Source organism: Pantoea sp. PNT03 (assembly GCF_014852515.1).
In the GTDB taxonomy this organism is placed as follows: Bacteria; Pseudomonadota; Gammaproteobacteria; order Enterobacterales; family Enterobacteriaceae; genus Pantoea; species Pantoea leporis.
Window position 1 is genome coordinate 1,495,486 of sequence record NZ_JACVBT010000001.1, and the last position, 16,032, is coordinate 1,511,517.

The window sequence follows — 16,032 nt, forward strand, 5'->3', positions numbered from 1 at the left end:
AACCTCTAACCCTCTGAGTCTGCGGCAAAGTTGTGTCAAAAACCGTCCCAGCCAACGCTTATGCATAAAATTGCGACAAATTAATGATGTTATTTGTACGTTTATTCGTCATTGGCTGGCGTAGACTTAAAGGTGAATTACCGTAGGCGACGAGGAGTACACCATGTTCAAGTTCCCCAAAAGCAGCATTGTTAAGCATAAATCGGGTGAAATTAAAGGCGAGATCGTCAACGTTTTTGAACAGGGAGATGCGCCAACCGGCTATTACGTGAAGTGGGACGACGGCAACCACAGCTACCATCTGGAGAAAGAGCTGTCCTGGGCCAATGTCGACCGCCCACGTATGCACTACACACAGCAATCGAGTAAGTAGCTCAACCGGCAAAAGTGTGAGAAATCGCACCACGACAGATGATCCTCAGGGCGGATTATGGAATGATGACGCCCTGTAATCCAAGGAGAGAATGTCGAGATCCCATGTCGGAACAGAGTCGTTATACCCTGCCAGTCAAAGCCGGCGACCATCGCCAGCTCGGCCAGCTCGTCGGCGCCGCGCAAGCGCTTGAGTGCGCCAGCATCACCGAACGCCACAGCGGTCCGGTGTTGATGATTACCCCGGATATGCAATCTGCCCTGCGTCTGCAGGAGGAGATTCGCCAGTTCACCGATCTGCCGGTCACCCATCTCGCTGACTGGGAAACGCTGCCCTACGACAGCTTCTCGCCGCATCAGGACATCATCTCAGCTCGCCTCTCCACGCTGTATCAACTGCCCAACTTAACGCGCGGTATGCTGATTATGCCGGTCAACACGCTGATGCAGCGCGTATGTCCGCACAGCTTCCTGCACGGCCATGCGCTGGTGATGCAGCAAGGGCAAAAGCTGTCGCGCGATGCGCTGCGCGATCAGCTGGAGCAGGCCGGTTATCGCCACGTCGATCAGGTGATGGAGCACGGTGAATACGCCACGCGCGGTGCGCTGCTCGATCTGTTCCCGATGGGCAGCGACCAACCTTATCGCATCGACTTCTTTGACGATGAGATCGACAGCCTGCGTCTGTTTGACGTCGATACGCAGCGCACGCTGGAGGCGGTCAACGCCATCAACCTGTTGCCGGCGCATGAATTCCCCACGGATAAAGCCGCCATCGAGCTGTTCCGCAGCCGCTGGCGCGAAACCTTTGACGTACGGCGCGAGCCGGAGCATGTCTATCAGCAGGTGAGCAAAGGCACGCTGCCCGCCGGTATCGAATACTGGCAGCCGCTGTTCTTTGAGCAGGCGTTGCCGACGCTGTTCAGCTATCTGCCCGCCAATACGCTGCTGCTCAACAGCGGCGATTTGCTGGCCAGCGCCGAGCGCTTCTGGCTTGACGCCAACGCGCGCTTTGATAATCGCCGTATCGATCCGATGCGCCCGCTGCTGGAGCCGGTCACGCTGTGGCTGCGTCCCGACACGCTGATGAGCGAACTGAAAGCCTGGCCGCGCATGCAGTTAAGCAGCGAGACGCTGCCGGAAAAAGCGGCGAATACCAATCTCGGTTATCAGCCGCTGCCGGAATTGACGGTGCAGGCGCAGGCCAAAGCGCCACTCGATCTGCTGCGTCAGTTCCTTGAACAATTCAGCGGTCAGGTGATTTTCTCGGTTGAGAGTGAAGGCCGGCGTGAAAGCCTGCAAGAGCTGTTGGCGCGCATTAAACTGCGTCCACAGGCTATCGATCACTTTGATCAGGCCGCCAATCAGCCGCTTAGCCTGATGATTGGCGCCAGCGAGCGCGGCTTTATCGATACGCAACGCCAGCTGGCGTTGATTTGCGAAAGCGATCTGCTTGGCGAGCGCGTCAGTCGTCGTCGCCAGGATAATCGCCGCACCATCAATCCTGATGTGCTGATCCGCAACCTCGCCGAGCTGCATCCTGGCCAGCCGGTGGTGCATCTGGAACACGGCGTGGGGCGTTATATCGGCCTGACCACGCTGGAAGCCGGCGGCATCGTCGCTGAATATCTGATGCTCTCCTATGCGGGCGACGCCAAGCTGTACGTGCCGGTTTCATCACTGCATCTGATTAGCCGCTATGCCGGTGGCGCGGATGAAAACGCGCCGCTGCATAAACTTGGCAGCGATGCCTGGTCACGCGCGCGGCAGAAAGCCGCTGAGAAAGTGCGCGACGTGGCGGCGGAGCTGCTGGATATTTACGCTCAGCGCGCAGCCAAAACCGGCTTTGCCTTTAAGCACGATCGCGATCAGTATCAGCTGTTCTGCGAAGGCTTCCCGTTTGAAACCACGCCGGATCAAGGCCAGGCGATCAACGCGGTGCTGAGCGACATGTGTCAGCCGCTGGCGATGGATCGTCTGGTGTGCGGCGACGTCGGCTTTGGTAAAACCGAAGTGGCGATGCGCGCTGCGTTTCTGGCGGTTGAGAACGCCAAACAGGTCGCGGTGCTGGTGCCCACCACGCTGCTGGCGCAACAGCATTACGACAACTTCCGCGATCGTTTCGCTAACTGGCCGGTGCGCATTGAGATGCTGTCGCGCTTCCGCACCGCCAAAGAGCAGAGTCAGGTGCTGGAACAGGCGCGCGAGGGCAAAGTCGATATTCTGATTGGCACCCATAAGCTGCTGTCGAACGACCTGAAGTGGCACGATCTCGGCCTGCTGATTGTCGATGAAGAGCACCGCTTTGGCGTGCGTCATAAAGAGCGGATCAAGGCGATGCGCGCCGATGTCGATATCCTGACGCTCACCGCCACGCCGATTCCGCGCACCCTGAATATGGCGATGAGCGGCATGCGCGATCTGTCGATTATTGCCACGCCACCGGCACGACGCATGGCGGTGAAAACCTTTGTGCGTGAGTACGACAGCTTGGTGGTGCGCGAGGCAATCCTGCGTGAAGTGCTGCGCGGCGGCCAGGTTTACTATCTCTACAATGACGTAGAGAACATCGAGAAAGCGGCGCAGCGATTGGCCGATCTGGTGCCGGAAGCGCGCATTGCCATTGGTCACGGTCAGATGCGCGAACGCGATCTCGAGCGGGTGATGAATGATTTCCACCATCAGCGCTTTAACGTGCTGGTGTGTACCACCATCATCGAAACCGGTATCGACGTACCCAGCGCCAACACCATTATCATCGAACGCGCCGACCACTTTGGTCTGGCGCAGCTGCATCAGCTGCGTGGCCGCGTGGGACGTTCGCACCATCAGGCCTATGCGTGGCTGCTGACGCCGCATCCAAAAGCGATGACCACTGATGCGCAAAAACGTCTGGAAGCTATCGCGTCGCTGGAAGATCTTGGTGCCGGTTTTGCGCTGGCAACCCACGATCTGGAGATTCGCGGCGCGGGTGAGCTGCTCGGCGAAGATCAGAGCGGCCAGATGGAAACCATCGGCTTCACGCTGTATATGGAGCTGCTGGAGAACGCGGTCGATGCGCTGAAGGCGGGCCGCGAGCCGTCGCTGGAAGATCTCACCAGCAATCAAACCGAAATTGAACTGCGTATGCCTGCCCTGCTGCCAGATGATTTTATCCCGGATGTGAATACCCGCTTGTCGCTCTACAAGCGCGTGGCCAGCGCCGCCGATGAGCAGGATTTGGCGGAACTGAAGGTTGAGATGATTGACCGCTTCGGCAAGCTGCCGGATGCAGCGCGTAATCTGCTGGATGTTGCCGGGCTGCGTTTAGTGGCGCGCGAGTTGGGGATTCGTAAGATTGAAGCCAGCGACAAAGGCGGATTCTACGAGTTTGCGCCGCAGAATCAGGTTGATCCGGGCTGGCTGATTGGCCTGCTGCAGAAAGATCCTCAGCAATGGAAGCTGGATGGCCCAACGCGATTGAAGTTCACCCGCGATATGGCGGACCGGAAAATCCGTATGGAGTGGGTGCAGGGATTTGTTAGCGAGCTGGCGAAAAACCGGGTTTAGTGGATATCCGCACGGAATCGTAGCGGCGCGATTCATCGCGCGCCTTTGACTCCGTGCGCCATTGATGATGCGCAACAAATTGCGCCGCTACGAATCCGTGCGCGTTGAGGATCTCACACATAAAAAAAAGCGCCTTGCGGCGCTTTTTTCGTTACTGCTGCTGTGATGCATCTTTGCCCAATTAGGCCTGATTTGAATTCAGGATCAGCTGACCATTACGGTCGAGCGGAATGCGGGTACCAGGGTCGTTTTCCATGCGGATTTTGCCCTGCTGGTCGCCTATTTTATAGGTCACGTCATAACCCAGCATTTTTTCCTGTTTGTCATATACCGTTTTGCAACGCTGCTCGTTGGTGGTGTACGTGTCGCGATCCTGCAGCGCACCCTGCACCTGATTACCACCGTAACCGCCAGCTAACGCGCCCGCTACCGTAGCCACATCGCGTCCGCGTCCACCACCAAACTGATGGCCCAACACGCCGCCGGCTACCGCGCCCAGCACCGAACCGGCAATGCGATTCTCATCCTGGACCGCACGACGATGGGTCAGCGTCACATTGCGACACTCCTGTCGCGGCTGCTTGATGCTCTCTTTAATCGGCGTCGCCGACAGAACTTGTGCAAACTGCGGGCCGCGATCGAAAACATCCATGCTGGCGACTGCGGCAACACCTAACGCTGCTGCCACGCCGATACCGATACCCGCTAACATTGATTTATTCACAGGAATATCCTCCTGAAGGTTGTTACCGCGCATTCCTGCCGCTACCCAATCCTGGGTAACCGAGGCATAACCGGCGTGCGCGCCGCGCCGTGTTTGTTGGTGATAAGTTTTACAGATGGACCGTAATTGCAACATCAGATTAATGGAGGAAACGCAGCGGAAACCCATCAGGGCCAGCTTTTAGGAGAGTTCTGAGAGCGGGTGAAATAGTGCCGTAACCTTAAGCTGAACGTGCAGTTTTCAGCGGGTTACGGCAGCTGGTGTGGCGTAGGGCGGCATTCACCGCCCGAAAATTATTAGTGCAGCTTGAGGCGCGGACGCAGGACGCGGTTAAGACTGCCGACCAGCATCATAAGACCGGTCTTGAAGTATCCGTGGAGCGCAACCTGGTGCATACGATATAGAGAGATGTAGACAAAACGTGCAATGCGCCCTTCCACCATCATCGATCCGCGCATCAGGTTACCCATCAAGCTGCCGACGGTGCTGAAGCGCGACAGCGACACCAGCGAACCGTGATCTTTATAAACATAGGCTTTCAACGGTTTGTCTTTACGCTGTGCAAGGATGTTCTCCAGCGCGCGCGACGCCATTTGATGCGCTGACTGCGCGCGCGGCGGTACAAATCCGCCCCCCGGCAGCGCACAGGAGGCGCAATCACCAATCGCGTAGATGTCGTCATCCAGCGTGGTTTGCAGCGTCTCTTTTACCACCAGCTGATTGATGCGGTTGGTTTCCAGACCGCCAATCTCTTTCAGGAAGTCTGGCGCCTTGATACCGGCCGCCCACACCATCAGATCGGCATCAATGAATTCGCCGCCTTTGGTATTCAAGCCGTTTTCGGTGGCGCTGGTGACCATTGTTTGCGTCAACACGCGTACGCCAAGTTTGGTCAGCTCCTGATGCGCGGCCGCCGAGATACGCGGTGGCAGCGCCGGCAGAATGCGTTCACCGGCTTCCACCAGCGTGACGTTCAGCGAGCTGCTATCCAGACCTTTGTAGCCGTAGCTGTGCAGCTGTTTCACCGCGTTATACAGCTCTGCAGAGAGTTCCACGCCGGTGGCGCCGCCGCCGACAATGGCGATGTTGACTTTTTCCAGGCTGCCTTCGCTGGCCGAGAAACGCAAGAACAGGTTGAGCATTTCGTTGTGGAAACGACGCGCCTGATGCGGGTTGTCGAGGAAGATGCAGTGATCTTTTACGCCCGGCGTGCCGAAGTCGTTTGAGGTGCTGCCAAGCGCGATGACCAGGCGGTCGTAGGCCAGCTCACGCTGCGGCACTAACAGTGCCCCTTCCGCATCGCGGATTTCGGCCAGCTCAAGGGTTTTGTTTTCGCGGTTGATTTGCGTCAGCGATCCCAGCTGGAACTGGAAGCCGTGATTACGCGCGTGCGCCAGATAGCTCAGCGCATCGATCCCTTCGTCCATCGAACCGGTTGCCACTTCATGCAGCAGCGGTTTCCACAGATGACTGTGGTTACGATCGACCAGGATGATCTCGGCTTTCTTCTTGCGTCCCAGCTTGTGACCGAGCTGCGTTGCCAGCTCTAAGCCGCCAGCACCACCGCCGATGATAACGATTTTTTCCATAGATGTAGTCAACAAAGACCCCCTCAAAGTTGTAAACCAATAGTTAATTAATGGTTAATAAAAACCTTAATAAACATAGGGTTGGCGACGTTAAATCGCGAGCTGAGGGCAGAATATCACGGCGTCAGAGACATCACATAAGAAAATTGATGTACATCAATCTTTCAGCTGCATTATCAGAATGTTACACATTTTATGCGCCGCATCACACGGCGCGCGGACGGTCAGGCGAGGAGTTTGAAGGCTTTGATGCGCTGCAAATGCGGCGCGATGTTCTTGAATTTGTGGCTGGCTACGTCATCCCAGATAATTTCATAGAACGGCTGCAGGTACGTCGCGCTGCGCTGATTATCCAGCGCTTCATCTTGTCGAGACAAAATCGCCAGACACTTTTCGCGGTTCTTTTCGCGGAAATCGTTGACGCACTTAGTGGCGATATCGAGATACTCTTCCGGGCGATCGATTTTGCCTTCCATGTTCTCAAACGGGAACAGATTTGGATTGAAGATCACCTGACGCATGCCGCACAGGAAGCCAATGCGTTCGGCCCAATAACCCCCCAGCCCAACCCCGCAAATCAGCGGATGCGCATCGTCGCCCTGTTGCAGCAGCTTGTCGCACTCTTTCAGCAGAAATTGCATGTCGTGTTTGGGGTGGCGGGTGCTGTAGCTGACTAATCTGACGTCCGGGTCAATAAACTGCAGCTGCAGCACCTTTTCATGGTTGCCCGGACTGTTGGAATCAAAACCGTGCAGATAGATGATCATGATTATCCTCAGCGTGGAGTGAAATCCGGGCAGCGATGCTTATCTGCCCGAGGCTTTGTGCGCCAGCCAGCGCTCTTGCAACGCGCTTAACTGACGCTGATTTTGCCGCCAGCGCTCGCTTGCCAGCAGGCTTTGACGGGTAAAACGCCCTTGATGGTATAACTGCGTCACGCGCTCTGCCCCGATCGGCGTCAAGTTATCCAGCACGCTCACCGCGCCCGCGCGTTGATTGCACACCAGGATCATATCGCAACCGGCATTCAGCGACTGCTGCGCGCGTTCGGCGTAGCTGCCCATCACCGCGGCACCTTCCATCGACAGGTCGTCGGAGAAAATCACGCCGTTAAAGCTGAGCTCCTCGCGCAATACGGTTTGCAGCCAATACGGCGAACCGCTGGCAGGCAACGGATCCACCTCAGTATAGATAACGTGCGCTGGCATCACCGCATCAAGCAGCTGCTCGTCGATCAACTGCTTAAAGATCGCCATGTCATGCTGACGCAACGTGGCGGCATCGCGGTTGTCGCGCGGCGTCTCTTTATGCGAATCGGCACTGACCGCACCGTGACCGGGGAAGTGTTTGCCGGTAGTTTTCATGCCGGCTTCATGCATGCCGTTGATAAAACGGCGCGCGACCTGCAGGGCGATGGCCGGATCTTCATGGAATGAACGATCGCCGATCGCCGCGCTGATGTGACCAATATCGAGCACCGGCGCGAAACTGATGTCGATGTCCATGGCGATCATTTCCGACGCCATCTGCCAGCCCGCCTGCTGCGCCAGTTCACCCGCGCTATTCAGATCGTGCAGCGCGGCGAAGGATTGCATCGCCGGCAGCTGCGTGAAGCCGTCGCGGAAACGCTGCACGCGACCGCCTTCCTGATCCACCGCTACCACCAGACGATTGCGCGAAGCGGCGCGAATCTGGCGCACCAGCTCTGCTAACTGCTCGACATCGTGGAAGTTGCGGGCAAACAGAATCAGTCCGCCCACCAGCGGATGCTGCAGAATTTCGCGTTCTTCGGCGTCCAGCTCATAGCTTTCGACGTCAAGCATCAGCGGTCCGGGTGTGTTCATGGTCATGATTAAAATCCTGAGTTAAAGGTCGTGCCAGCTAGCCTGCGCCAGCTGCAGTAAGGTGTCATCCTGGCTCTGCTCGGCACGCAGCTGATACCAGCTGGCCATCAACAGCTGCAGCCACGGTTGCCAGCGCTGCATCTGGCATGCCAGTGCTGGCTCATCCAGTTGCGCGCGCGCGGCGTAATCAGCAATCCACGCGGAACGCGTATCGCCATCAACCGCACACACCGCCGCCAGCTCCAGCGCCACGTCACCGTCGGCGGCATATTCCCAGTCGATCAGGCGTAAACCTTCCGGCGTGGCAATCAGGTTGCCGGCGTGGACATCCATATGCAGCGGCGCCAGGCGCAGCGGCTGCGGTTCGCCCTGCTGTAATAAGCGTTGCAGACGACGCTGCCAGCGCCAGTGACGCTGCCGGCAAAGCTGCCAATAGCGCTGTAGCAGCGGCGCTAATCGTAAACGGTAGCCGGTGAGCGGCTGTTGGTGCAGACGCTGCAGCAGCGCCACAATCGCCTGCCGCTGCGCGTTAAACTGCGCGGAAGTGAGCACCTCGCCCGGCATCCAGCTTTGCAGCAGCCAGGGATGGCGCCACGCCAGCGGCTGCGGCCCCAGCTGTGCATGCCGCAGTTGCTGCAGAATGCGGTATTCGCGCTGGCGATCGACAAACGGGATCGGCTGCGGCGGCGCACGTCGCGCCAGCAATTCGCCCTGCGGCATCTGCACGCGCACGCTTTGCCCGCTCAGTCCCGGCAACGCGAAAAAATGACCGGCAGCTTGCGCCGTCGGCCATTGTTGCTGAAGCAGGTTTTGCAGCTGTGGATCAGGGTTGAGCAACACCGTTTCCTGACCAGATGATTTCACCGGTTTGTACCAGCATCAGCTGCATTTGCAGCGTCGGTGATTTCACATCGCCCTGCGCATTGCTGTAGAGCACATACTGCGCGTTAACGTTGCGCGCCAGGCCAATCGCTTTACTGCGCGAGTTGAGGCTGTCATCCGGCGACAAGCCCAGTGTTTGCTTGGCCTGCGCCAGCTGTTCTGGGGTGATCAGCGTGAACTTGCCGTTGTTGGCCAGCGCATTCTGAATCGCATCGGTGGCTTTGTCGGTTTGCAGCGCGCCATTAGTACTGTTCTTGATGCGATCCACCAGCAGCACGCTGCCCGGATTCACGCCTGAAGATTGCACCATCTTGCCGACCAACGGCTGGACGCTGGCATCCCAGTTAATGGTTTTCAGCTTTGGTGGCTGCGGCACGGTTTGCGGCGGCGGCACTGGCTGCGGCGTGGGTTCAACCGGCTGAGTGGGCGTAGTCGGCTGCGTGGGTTCTACCGGTGCCGGCGTCTGTTGTTGCACCACACAACCGGTGAGCATTAGCGCAAATAACAACGCGCCCGAACGTTTTACACTGCGAATCACAGCTTACTCCTCAAAGATAAAGATAGAGACGCACCTTACTGGCGGTCGGATTGCCCATTTGTGAGGCCACTTCTACGCTGCCGTGCGCCGGAACGATTTGGCTTTGCGCCGGCTCTTCCGGCGTGATTTCCAATCCTTTGTCGTCGTACCAATAGAAACGATAGTGCACTTTCACTGGCGTTTCACGCTGGTTGTACAACACGCTCATGGCACGCTGCTGACCATCTTGTTCGGTCAACTTCGGATCATCGGTAATAATGCCCGCGGATAACACCGCCGATTCCATCACCAGCGACTGCGAGGTATTAATCATCGGCTTATCGCTGCTGCAACCTGCAAGGGTCAGCAACAGCAAGCCACTCAGCCATTGACGCATCACGTTGTCCGCCTGAGTTAGCTGGCCAGCATCGGGCCCAGCGGCTGACCGCCAACCAAATGCATATGGATGTGATAAACCTCCTGACCGCCATGGCTGTTGCAGTTGATGATTAGACGATAGCCATCTTTAGCAATGCCTTCATCACGGGCAATTTTGGCGGCCACGGTGATCATCCGGCCCAGCGCCTGCTCGTGTGCGGGCTGCGCATCATTGGCGGTGGGAATCAATACGTTGGGGATGATCAAGATATGGGTAGGCGCTTTCGGCGCGATATCACGGAAGGCGGTGACCAGTTCGTCCTGATAAACCACGTCGGCGGGAATCTCGCGACGGATGATTTTACTGAAAATGGTTTCTTCAGCCATGGTGCATTTCCTTAAGCCTGAGTTCAGTCAGGCAGTATGCGTGAGGAATTCCATTTCTTTCAACCTCAGGACCACAATTCCTGCATTAAATGGCTGCCTTTAAGCCGTTTTCTCACTTCGCCACGCATTGTGCTGCAGCTCGCATTTCTAACCTCTCATTAACCACAAAAATGAAACGCTGTTTTATAAATTAGAGATATCACGCCTTTTTCTTTGTGATTTTGCCACTCACCTGCAGGTCATTGCGAAATCACGAAGGTTTGCCAGCTTAAGCCGCTCTACTTTCAATCCAATCCGCGCAAATTGTACGGAGTGATGAGGGATGTGTTTACCGACTAATTCAAGGAGAACCTGCCATGCGCTCTCGTAAGATTGGCCTAGGCCATTATCTGGCCTATGGGTCCGGGGATTTCCTCGGTGCAGGCACCACGGCGCTAACCGCCGCCTGGCTGCTCTACTTTTACACCACCTTTTGTGGGCTCTCGCCGATTCAGGCGACCTTCATTTTCGCCGCCGCCCGCGTACTGGATGCGGTGGTGAGCCCGCTGATGGGTTTCCTGACCGATAACTTCGGTTCAACCTGGCTCGGCAAGCGCTTTGGCCGCCGCAAATTTTTTATCCTGCTCGGTATTCCGTGCGTGTTCAGCTACAGCCTGATGTGGGTTGGCGACATGAGTTTTTGGTGGTATCTGCTGACTTATCTGCTGTTCGATATGGTCTACACCATGATTCTGGTGCCTTACGAAACGCTGGTGCCGGAGATGACCGATGATTTCAAACAGAAAACCCGCTTCTCTGGCGCGCGTATTGGCCTGGCCCAGCTGTCGGCCATTCTGGCAGCGTTCCTGCCGGGCATACTGATTGGCTGGTTTGGCAAAGAGAATCCGATCTCCTTCTTCTACGCCAGCCTGGTGTTCTCGGTGATTTGTGCGCTGGTGTTAACGTTGGTGTGGCTGTTTACCTGGGAACGCGATCCCGACGATTTGTCTGCCGAATCGCGCCGCGCAGAGCAGGAAAAATCACAGCTGACCTTGCTACAGAGCCTGAAGCGCCTCTACACCGAGCTGGCCTCAACGCTGCGCATTCGTATTTTCCGCCAGCATCTAGGCATGTATCTCGGCGGCTATATCGCGCAGGACGTGTTTAACGCGGTGTTCACCTGGTATGTGGTATTTGTGCTGATGCAAAGCGCGCAGATCGCCTCCAACCTGATGGGCACCATGGCGGTGATGCAGTTTATTGCAGTGATGGCGATGATTCCGCTGTGTATCCGCCTTGGGCCTGCGCCCGCATACCGTATGGTGGTGGTGCTGTTTGGGCTTAGCGCCCTCTCTTACGCCGGATTGTGGTACACCGGCATGAACGACAACTTCGCTCTGCTGGTACTGATTTCCGGTCTTGCCGGTCTTGGTCGCGGCGGCATCAACTATGTGCCGTGGAATACTTACACCTATATCGCTGACGTCGATGAAGTGATTACCGGCCAACGTCGCGAAGGCATTTTTGCCGGCATCATGACGCTGACGCGCAAAGCCTCGCAAGCAGGTGCGGTGATGTTCGTCGGTATCGTGTTGCAGCTGGCGGGCTTCTCTTCCGGCCAGGCCACGCAGGTGCCGGCTGTCGGCCAAACCATTCTGGCGATCCTCAGCGTGGGCACGCTCTGTGTGCTGGCCTGCGGCTTCATTATTTCACTGCGCTTTAAACTTAATCTGCAAACCCACACCGTGCTGCGCGAAGAGACGTTGAAAATGCGCGAAGCCGGACGCGTGGTGCCAGAGCGTATTTCGCCACAGGCGCGTGAAGTGGTCGAAATGCTGGCGGGCATGCCGTATGAAAATCTGTGGGGCAATAACAACGTCGGGTATCTCAACCGTCACAAGCCTTCCGCACCGCCGCTGCCGACGCAGCCACGATCTTTACCTTCTCTCTCTACCCTGATTAACGATAGGAATGAACCATGACTGTATTTCCTGTAAAGCACAGCGCGTTACTGCGCCAGCCTGAATATCTGTTGCCACGTACTGAGCTGGTGCAGTTGATTCAGCGGCTAACCCATAATCTGGTGAATATTACCGATCACAGCGGCGAGTTTTTGCTGCGCCTCGATGATGGCCGCGTGATCGATACCAAAGGCTGGGCCGGTTGGGAGTGGACGCACGGCATCGGCCTGTACGGCATGCTGCACTATTATCAGCAAACCGGCGATCAAACGACGCTGAAGATTATCGATGACTGGTTCAGCACGCGGCTGGCGGAAGGTACGCCAACCAAGAACGTCAATACCGTCTGCCCGTTCCTGACGCTGGCGTATCGCTATGAAGAGACGCGCAATGCCGCGTGGCGACCGGTGCTGGAGCGCTGGGCTGAATGGGTGATGTATGAGATGCCACGCACCGAGCAAGGCGGCTTGCAGCACATCGTCTACAACAATGAAAACACTCAGCAGCTGTGGGATGACACCTTAATGATGAGCGTGATGGCGCTGGCAAAGATTGGTCAGCTGCTGGATCGTCCGGAGTTTGTCGAAGAAGCCAGTTATCAGTTCCTGATTCATACCCAATATTTGATGGATCGCCAAACCGGTTTGTGGTTCCACGGCTGGACGTTTGAGGGGCGGCACAATTTTGCCAACGCACGTTGGGCGCGGGGCAATAGCTGGTTGACTATCGTCATTCCTGATTTCCTCGAGATGATGAACTGGCCGGAACAGCACGCCACGCGGCGTTTCCTGCAGCAGGTGCTGGAGAGTCAGGTGAAGGCGCTGAGCGCCTGTCAGCACAGCAGCGGTTTGTGGCACACCTTGCTCGACGATCCCAACAGCTACCCGGAAGCCTCCGCCACCGCCGGTTTCGCCTATGGCATTCTTAAAGCGGTGCGCAAACATTATCTTTCGCCCGAATATTTGCCGCTGGCGGAGAAAGCGTTGCGCGGCGTGATCGGCAATATCGATGAGGATGGGGAATTGAAGCAGGTGTCGTTCGGCACAGCGATGGGCAGCGATCTGGCGTACTACCGCCAGATACCGCTCACCTCGATGCCGTATGGTCAGGCCATGGCGCTGCTGTGTTTGACGGAGTATTTGCGGGTTTATCTGTAAATAAAAAAATGCCCTCATTTGAGGGCATTTTTACGCACAGTAAGTAATGTGCGTTGAAGCGGCGGCAGAGGAGTAAAGCGTCCCAAGCCATGGATGGCTTGGGCCGAGCCCCAGGGATGGTTTATGGCGTCTTTACGATCTGACGCCGCTTCATCGCACCGGCTCTGCCCGCCTTTTTCCGTTACATGCTGCGGATATAATCATCCATTTCGGTTTTCAGGTTATCGGACTTGGTGCCGAAAATCGCCTGAACGCCTGAACCTGCTACCACCACACCACGTGCGCCGAGGCTTTTCAGTTCAGCCTGATCAACCTTGCCGACATCCGCCACGCTGACACGCAGACGCGTGATACAGGCATCAAGGTTAGTGATGTTCTCTTTACCACCAAACGCGGTAACCAGTTTACCCGCCATTTCGCTGCTGGTTGCGCTGCTCTGCTCCATCGCGGTCTCCTCACGGCCAGGGGTTTTCAGATTCAGTTTCACAATCAGGAAACGGAATACGGTGTAGTAAATCAGGCCGTAGATAATACCCACAATCGGGAACAACCAGATTTTGCTGCTGTTACCGCTCAGCACGATAAAGTCGATCAAACCGTGTGAGAAGCTGGTGCCATCACGCATCCCCAGCAGAATACAGATTGGGAAGGCCAGACCTGCCAGAATCGCGTGGATCACATACAGAATCGGCGCCACGAACATGAAGGCAAACTCGATTGGCTCGGTGATACCGGTCAGGAACGAGGTCAGCGCGGCGGAGATCATAATACCGCCCACTTTGGCGCGGTTTTCTGGTTTAGCCGTATGCCAAATCGCAATCGCTGCCGCTGGCAAACCGTACATTTTGAACAGGAAGCCGCCAGACAGTTTACCTGCGGTTGGGTCGCCTGCCATGTAACGTGGGATATCACCGTGGAATACCTGACCTGCGGCATTGGTGAACTCACCAATTTGCATCTGGAAAGGGACGTTCCAGATATGGTGCAGACCAAACGGCACCAGCGAACGCTCAATCAGACCGTACAGTCCAAAGGCGACGACCGGGTTTTGATAGGCTGCCCATTGTGAGAATTCCTGAATCGCCGTACCGATTGGCGGCCAAATGAATGACAGCACCACACCGGTGAAAATCGCCGCCAGACCGGAGATGATCGGCACAAAGCGCTTGCCGGCAAAGAAGCCGAGATACTCAGGCAGTTTGATGCGATAGAAGCGGTTAAACATATACGCCGCGATGGAACCGGCGATGATTCCGCCGAGCACACCGGTATCCGCAAGATGCTTAGCCTCAATTTCTCCGGCAGGCATATGCAGCACCAGCGGTGCAACCACCGCCATGGTTTTCACCATGATGCCGTAGGCAACCACGGCCGCCAGCGCGGAAACGCCGTCGTTATTGGTAAAGCCAAGCGCCACACCGATCGCAAAGATCAGCGGCATATTGGCAAATACCGAACCACCCGCTTCGGCCATGACGTGGGAAACCACTTCCGGCAGCCAGCTGAAGTTTGCAGAACCAACACCTAACAAAATACCGGCAATCGGCAGAACCGATACCGGCAACATCAGCGATTTACCTACTTTCTGCAGGTTCGCAAATGCGTTCTTGAACATAGAAACTCCTGAGTATGAGTGCAATTTTTTGCGCAGTGCGCATGGCTTAGGGGGAGGATCCTTCGCCGGGGTGACGCTGAGCGTCTTTTGATTTATTACGAAGAGTAAAATAAATCGCTAATTGTTAAATTGACGGCCATCACATTTCGCTAAGGACGCCCCTTTCCTTTCAGTCATTTCTTACTGACTTGCGCTATTAAACAGCAATAAAACACTGCCTGCGTCCCGTAAAACGCAGTGCAGGAGAGTGATTGGTGATTAATTACAGCGTTTGAAATAAAGCGTTTAGCCGCCGAGGCGACTCATCGGGATGTGGAACAGGCGGGAGAAATTTTCGGTGGTGGCAGCGGCCAGCGTTTCGATATCAACGCCTTTTAACACCGCCATGTAATCCGCCACATCACGCGTAAACGCTGGCTGATTCTCTTTACCACGGTGCGGTACCGGCGCCAGATACGGCGAATCGGTTTCCACCAGCATACGATCAAGCGGCACGTAGCGCGCCGCATCGCGGATCTGTTCGGCGTTGCGGAAAGTCAGAATGCCGGAGAAAGAGATATAAAAACCGAGATCGAGCAATTTGGCGGCGGTCTCTTTATCTTCGGTAAAACAGTGCAGCACGCCGCCGCACTTCTCTACCTGCTCTTCGCGCAGAATCGCCAGCGTGTCTTCACGCGCATCACGCGTGTGCACGATGATCGGTTTATTCAGCGCAATGCCGGTACGAATGTGCTCACGAAACGAAGCTTGTTGCTGCGCTTTGGTTTCCTGCTGATAGAAATAGTCCAGCCCGGTTTCACCCAGCGCGACCACGCGATCCTCTGCGGCCAGACGGCGGAACTCTTCGACGTCGTACGGCGCTTCCTGATTAAGCGGATGGACGCCACAAGCCAGCGCGACGTTTTCACGATCGCCTACCAGCTGCTTGATTTTGTAGTAATCCGGCAAGGTGGTGGCAATCGCCAGCATAAACTTCACATCGCGCGCCGCCGCTTTGGCGATGACATCATCCAGATCGCGATGGTGCTTTTCATAATCGAGGCCATCGAGATGGCAGTGGGAATCGACAATAAACATA

General features: G+C 56.3%; 14 protein-coding genes. 4 read left to right on the forward strand and 10 right to left on the reverse strand.

The annotated features are described in order from the left end of the window. The first annotated feature begins 163 nt into the window (after nt 1-163). Both IB226_RS07010 and mfd read left to right on the forward strand, forming a co-directional pair. Nucleotides 164-373 (forward strand): hypothetical protein, encoded by a 210-nt coding sequence (locus tag IB226_RS07010; RefSeq protein WP_008103029.1) that lies wholly within the window; start codon nt 164-166, stop codon nt 371-373. 104 nt (nt 374-477) lie between these two features. Further along, entirely contained in the window at nt 478-3,921 is a 3,444-nt protein-coding gene (gene mfd / locus IB226_RS07015; RefSeq protein WP_192234268.1) for a transcription-repair coupling factor, read from the forward strand. Between the two features lie 181 nt (nt 3,922-4,102). On the opposite strand, the gene IB226_RS07020 is transcribed toward mfd, so the two are convergent. The 8 genes from IB226_RS07020 to hinT form a co-directional block, all read right to left on the reverse strand. Continuing rightward, nucleotides 4,103-4,645: a glycine zipper 2TM domain-containing protein gene (locus tag IB226_RS07020; RefSeq protein ID WP_007885735.1), complete on the reverse strand. Its 543-nt coding sequence runs from the start codon at nt 4,643-4,645 to the stop codon at nt 4,103-4,105. Nucleotides 4,646-4,941: 296 nt separating this feature from the next. Continuing rightward, nucleotides 4,942-6,246, reverse strand: a complete 1,305-nt coding sequence (locus IB226_RS07025; RefSeq protein ID WP_192234270.1) for an NAD(P)/FAD-dependent oxidoreductase — start codon at nt 6,244-6,246, stop codon at nt 4,942-4,944. A 212-nt stretch (nt 6,247-6,458) separates the two neighbouring features. After that, nucleotides 6,459-7,001, reverse strand: coding sequence for an alpha/beta hydrolase YcfP (gene ycfP / locus IB226_RS07030; RefSeq protein ID WP_110865937.1), 543 nt, complete (start codon nt 6,999-7,001; stop codon nt 6,459-6,461). 39 nt (nt 7,002-7,040) lie between these two features. Further along, nucleotides 7,041-8,084: a beta-N-acetylhexosaminidase gene (nagZ, locus tag IB226_RS07035; protein WP_110865936.1), complete on the reverse strand. Its 1,044-nt coding sequence runs from the start codon at nt 8,082-8,084 to the stop codon at nt 7,041-7,043. Nucleotides 8,085-8,099: 15 nt separating this feature from the next. Then, complete coding sequence (gene thiK / locus IB226_RS07040; protein ID WP_192234272.1) at nt 8,100-8,915, reverse strand: thiamine kinase; 816 nt, start codon at nt 8,913-8,915, stop codon at nt 8,100-8,102. Then, the gene (gene lpoB, locus IB226_RS07045) at nt 8,902-9,498 is read right to left on the reverse strand and encodes a penicillin-binding protein activator LpoB (protein ID WP_101760823.1); all 597 of its coding nucleotides are present in this window, start codon (nt 9,496-9,498) and stop codon (nt 8,902-8,904) included. Before lpoB ends, thiK begins: the two co-directional genes overlap by 14 nt. A gap of 10 nt (nt 9,499-9,508) precedes the next feature. Then, nucleotides 9,509-9,874, reverse strand: coding sequence for a YcfL family protein (locus tag IB226_RS07050; RefSeq protein WP_101760824.1), 366 nt, complete (start codon nt 9,872-9,874; stop codon nt 9,509-9,511). A gap of 17 nt (nt 9,875-9,891) precedes the next feature. Then, the gene (hinT, locus tag IB226_RS07055) at nt 9,892-10,242 is read right to left on the reverse strand and encodes a purine nucleoside phosphoramidase (protein ID WP_192234274.1); all 351 of its coding nucleotides are present in this window, start codon (nt 10,240-10,242) and stop codon (nt 9,892-9,894) included. A 356-nt stretch (nt 10,243-10,598) separates the two neighbouring features. Here hinT and IB226_RS07060 point away from each other — a divergent pair, with 356 nt between their 5' ends. Both IB226_RS07060 and IB226_RS07065 read left to right on the forward strand, forming a co-directional pair. Then, nucleotides 10,599-12,203 (forward strand): MFS transporter, encoded by a 1,605-nt coding sequence (locus tag IB226_RS07060; protein WP_192234276.1) that lies wholly within the window; start codon nt 10,599-10,601, stop codon nt 12,201-12,203. Then, entirely contained in the window at nt 12,200-13,339 is a 1,140-nt protein-coding gene (locus IB226_RS07065; protein WP_192234278.1) for a glycoside hydrolase family 105 protein, read from the forward strand. Before IB226_RS07060 ends, IB226_RS07065 begins: the two co-directional genes overlap by 4 nt. 181 nt (nt 13,340-13,520) lie before the next feature. Here the strand turns inward: IB226_RS07065 and ptsG are convergent, their stop codons facing one another. Both ptsG and IB226_RS07075 read right to left on the reverse strand, forming a co-directional pair. After that, on the reverse strand, nt 13,521-14,954 hold the full coding sequence (gene ptsG, locus IB226_RS07070; RefSeq protein WP_192234281.1) for a PTS glucose transporter subunit IIBC: 1,434 nt from the start codon (nt 14,952-14,954) through the stop codon (nt 13,521-13,523). Nucleotides 14,955-15,239: 285 nt separating this feature from the next. Further along, nucleotides 15,240-16,031: a metal-dependent hydrolase gene (locus IB226_RS07075; protein ID WP_154181483.1), complete on the reverse strand. Its 792-nt coding sequence runs from the start codon at nt 16,029-16,031 to the stop codon at nt 15,240-15,242. Nucleotide 16,032: the final 1 nt, after the last annotated feature.

What these genes read in the sequence shown, in the direction of transcription:
- IB226_RS07010 (WP_008103029.1), top strand. Translation starts at nt 164, where the DNA reads ATGTTCAAGTTCCCCAAAAGCAGCATTGTTAAGCATAAATCGGGTGAA.
- hinT (WP_192234274.1), bottom strand. Translation starts at nt 10,242, where the DNA reads ATGGCTGAAGAAACCATTTTCAGTAAAATCATCCGTCGCGAGATTCCC.
- IB226_RS07075 (WP_154181483.1), bottom strand. Translation starts at nt 16,031, where the DNA reads ATGTTTATTGTCGATTCCCACTGCCATCTCGATGGCCTCGATTATGAA.
- mfd (WP_192234268.1), top strand. Translation starts at nt 478, where the DNA reads ATGTCGGAACAGAGTCGTTATACCCTGCCAGTCAAAGCCGGCGACCAT.
- IB226_RS07050 (WP_101760824.1), bottom strand. Translation starts at nt 9,874, where the DNA reads ATGCGTCAATGGCTGAGTGGCTTGCTGTTGCTGACCCTTGCAGGTTGC.
- nagZ (WP_110865936.1), bottom strand. Translation starts at nt 8,084, where the DNA reads ATGACCATGAACACACCCGGACCGCTGATGCTTGACGTCGAAAGCTAT.
- ptsG (WP_192234281.1), bottom strand. Translation starts at nt 14,954, where the DNA reads ATGTTCAAGAACGCATTTGCGAACCTGCAGAAAGTAGGTAAATCGCTG.
- ycfP (WP_110865937.1), bottom strand. Translation starts at nt 7,001, where the DNA reads ATGATCATCTATCTGCACGGTTTTGATTCCAACAGTCCGGGCAACCAT.
- IB226_RS07060 (WP_192234276.1), top strand. Translation starts at nt 10,599, where the DNA reads ATGCGCTCTCGTAAGATTGGCCTAGGCCATTATCTGGCCTATGGGTCC.
- IB226_RS07065 (WP_192234278.1), top strand. Translation starts at nt 12,200, where the DNA reads ATGACTGTATTTCCTGTAAAGCACAGCGCGTTACTGCGCCAGCCTGAA.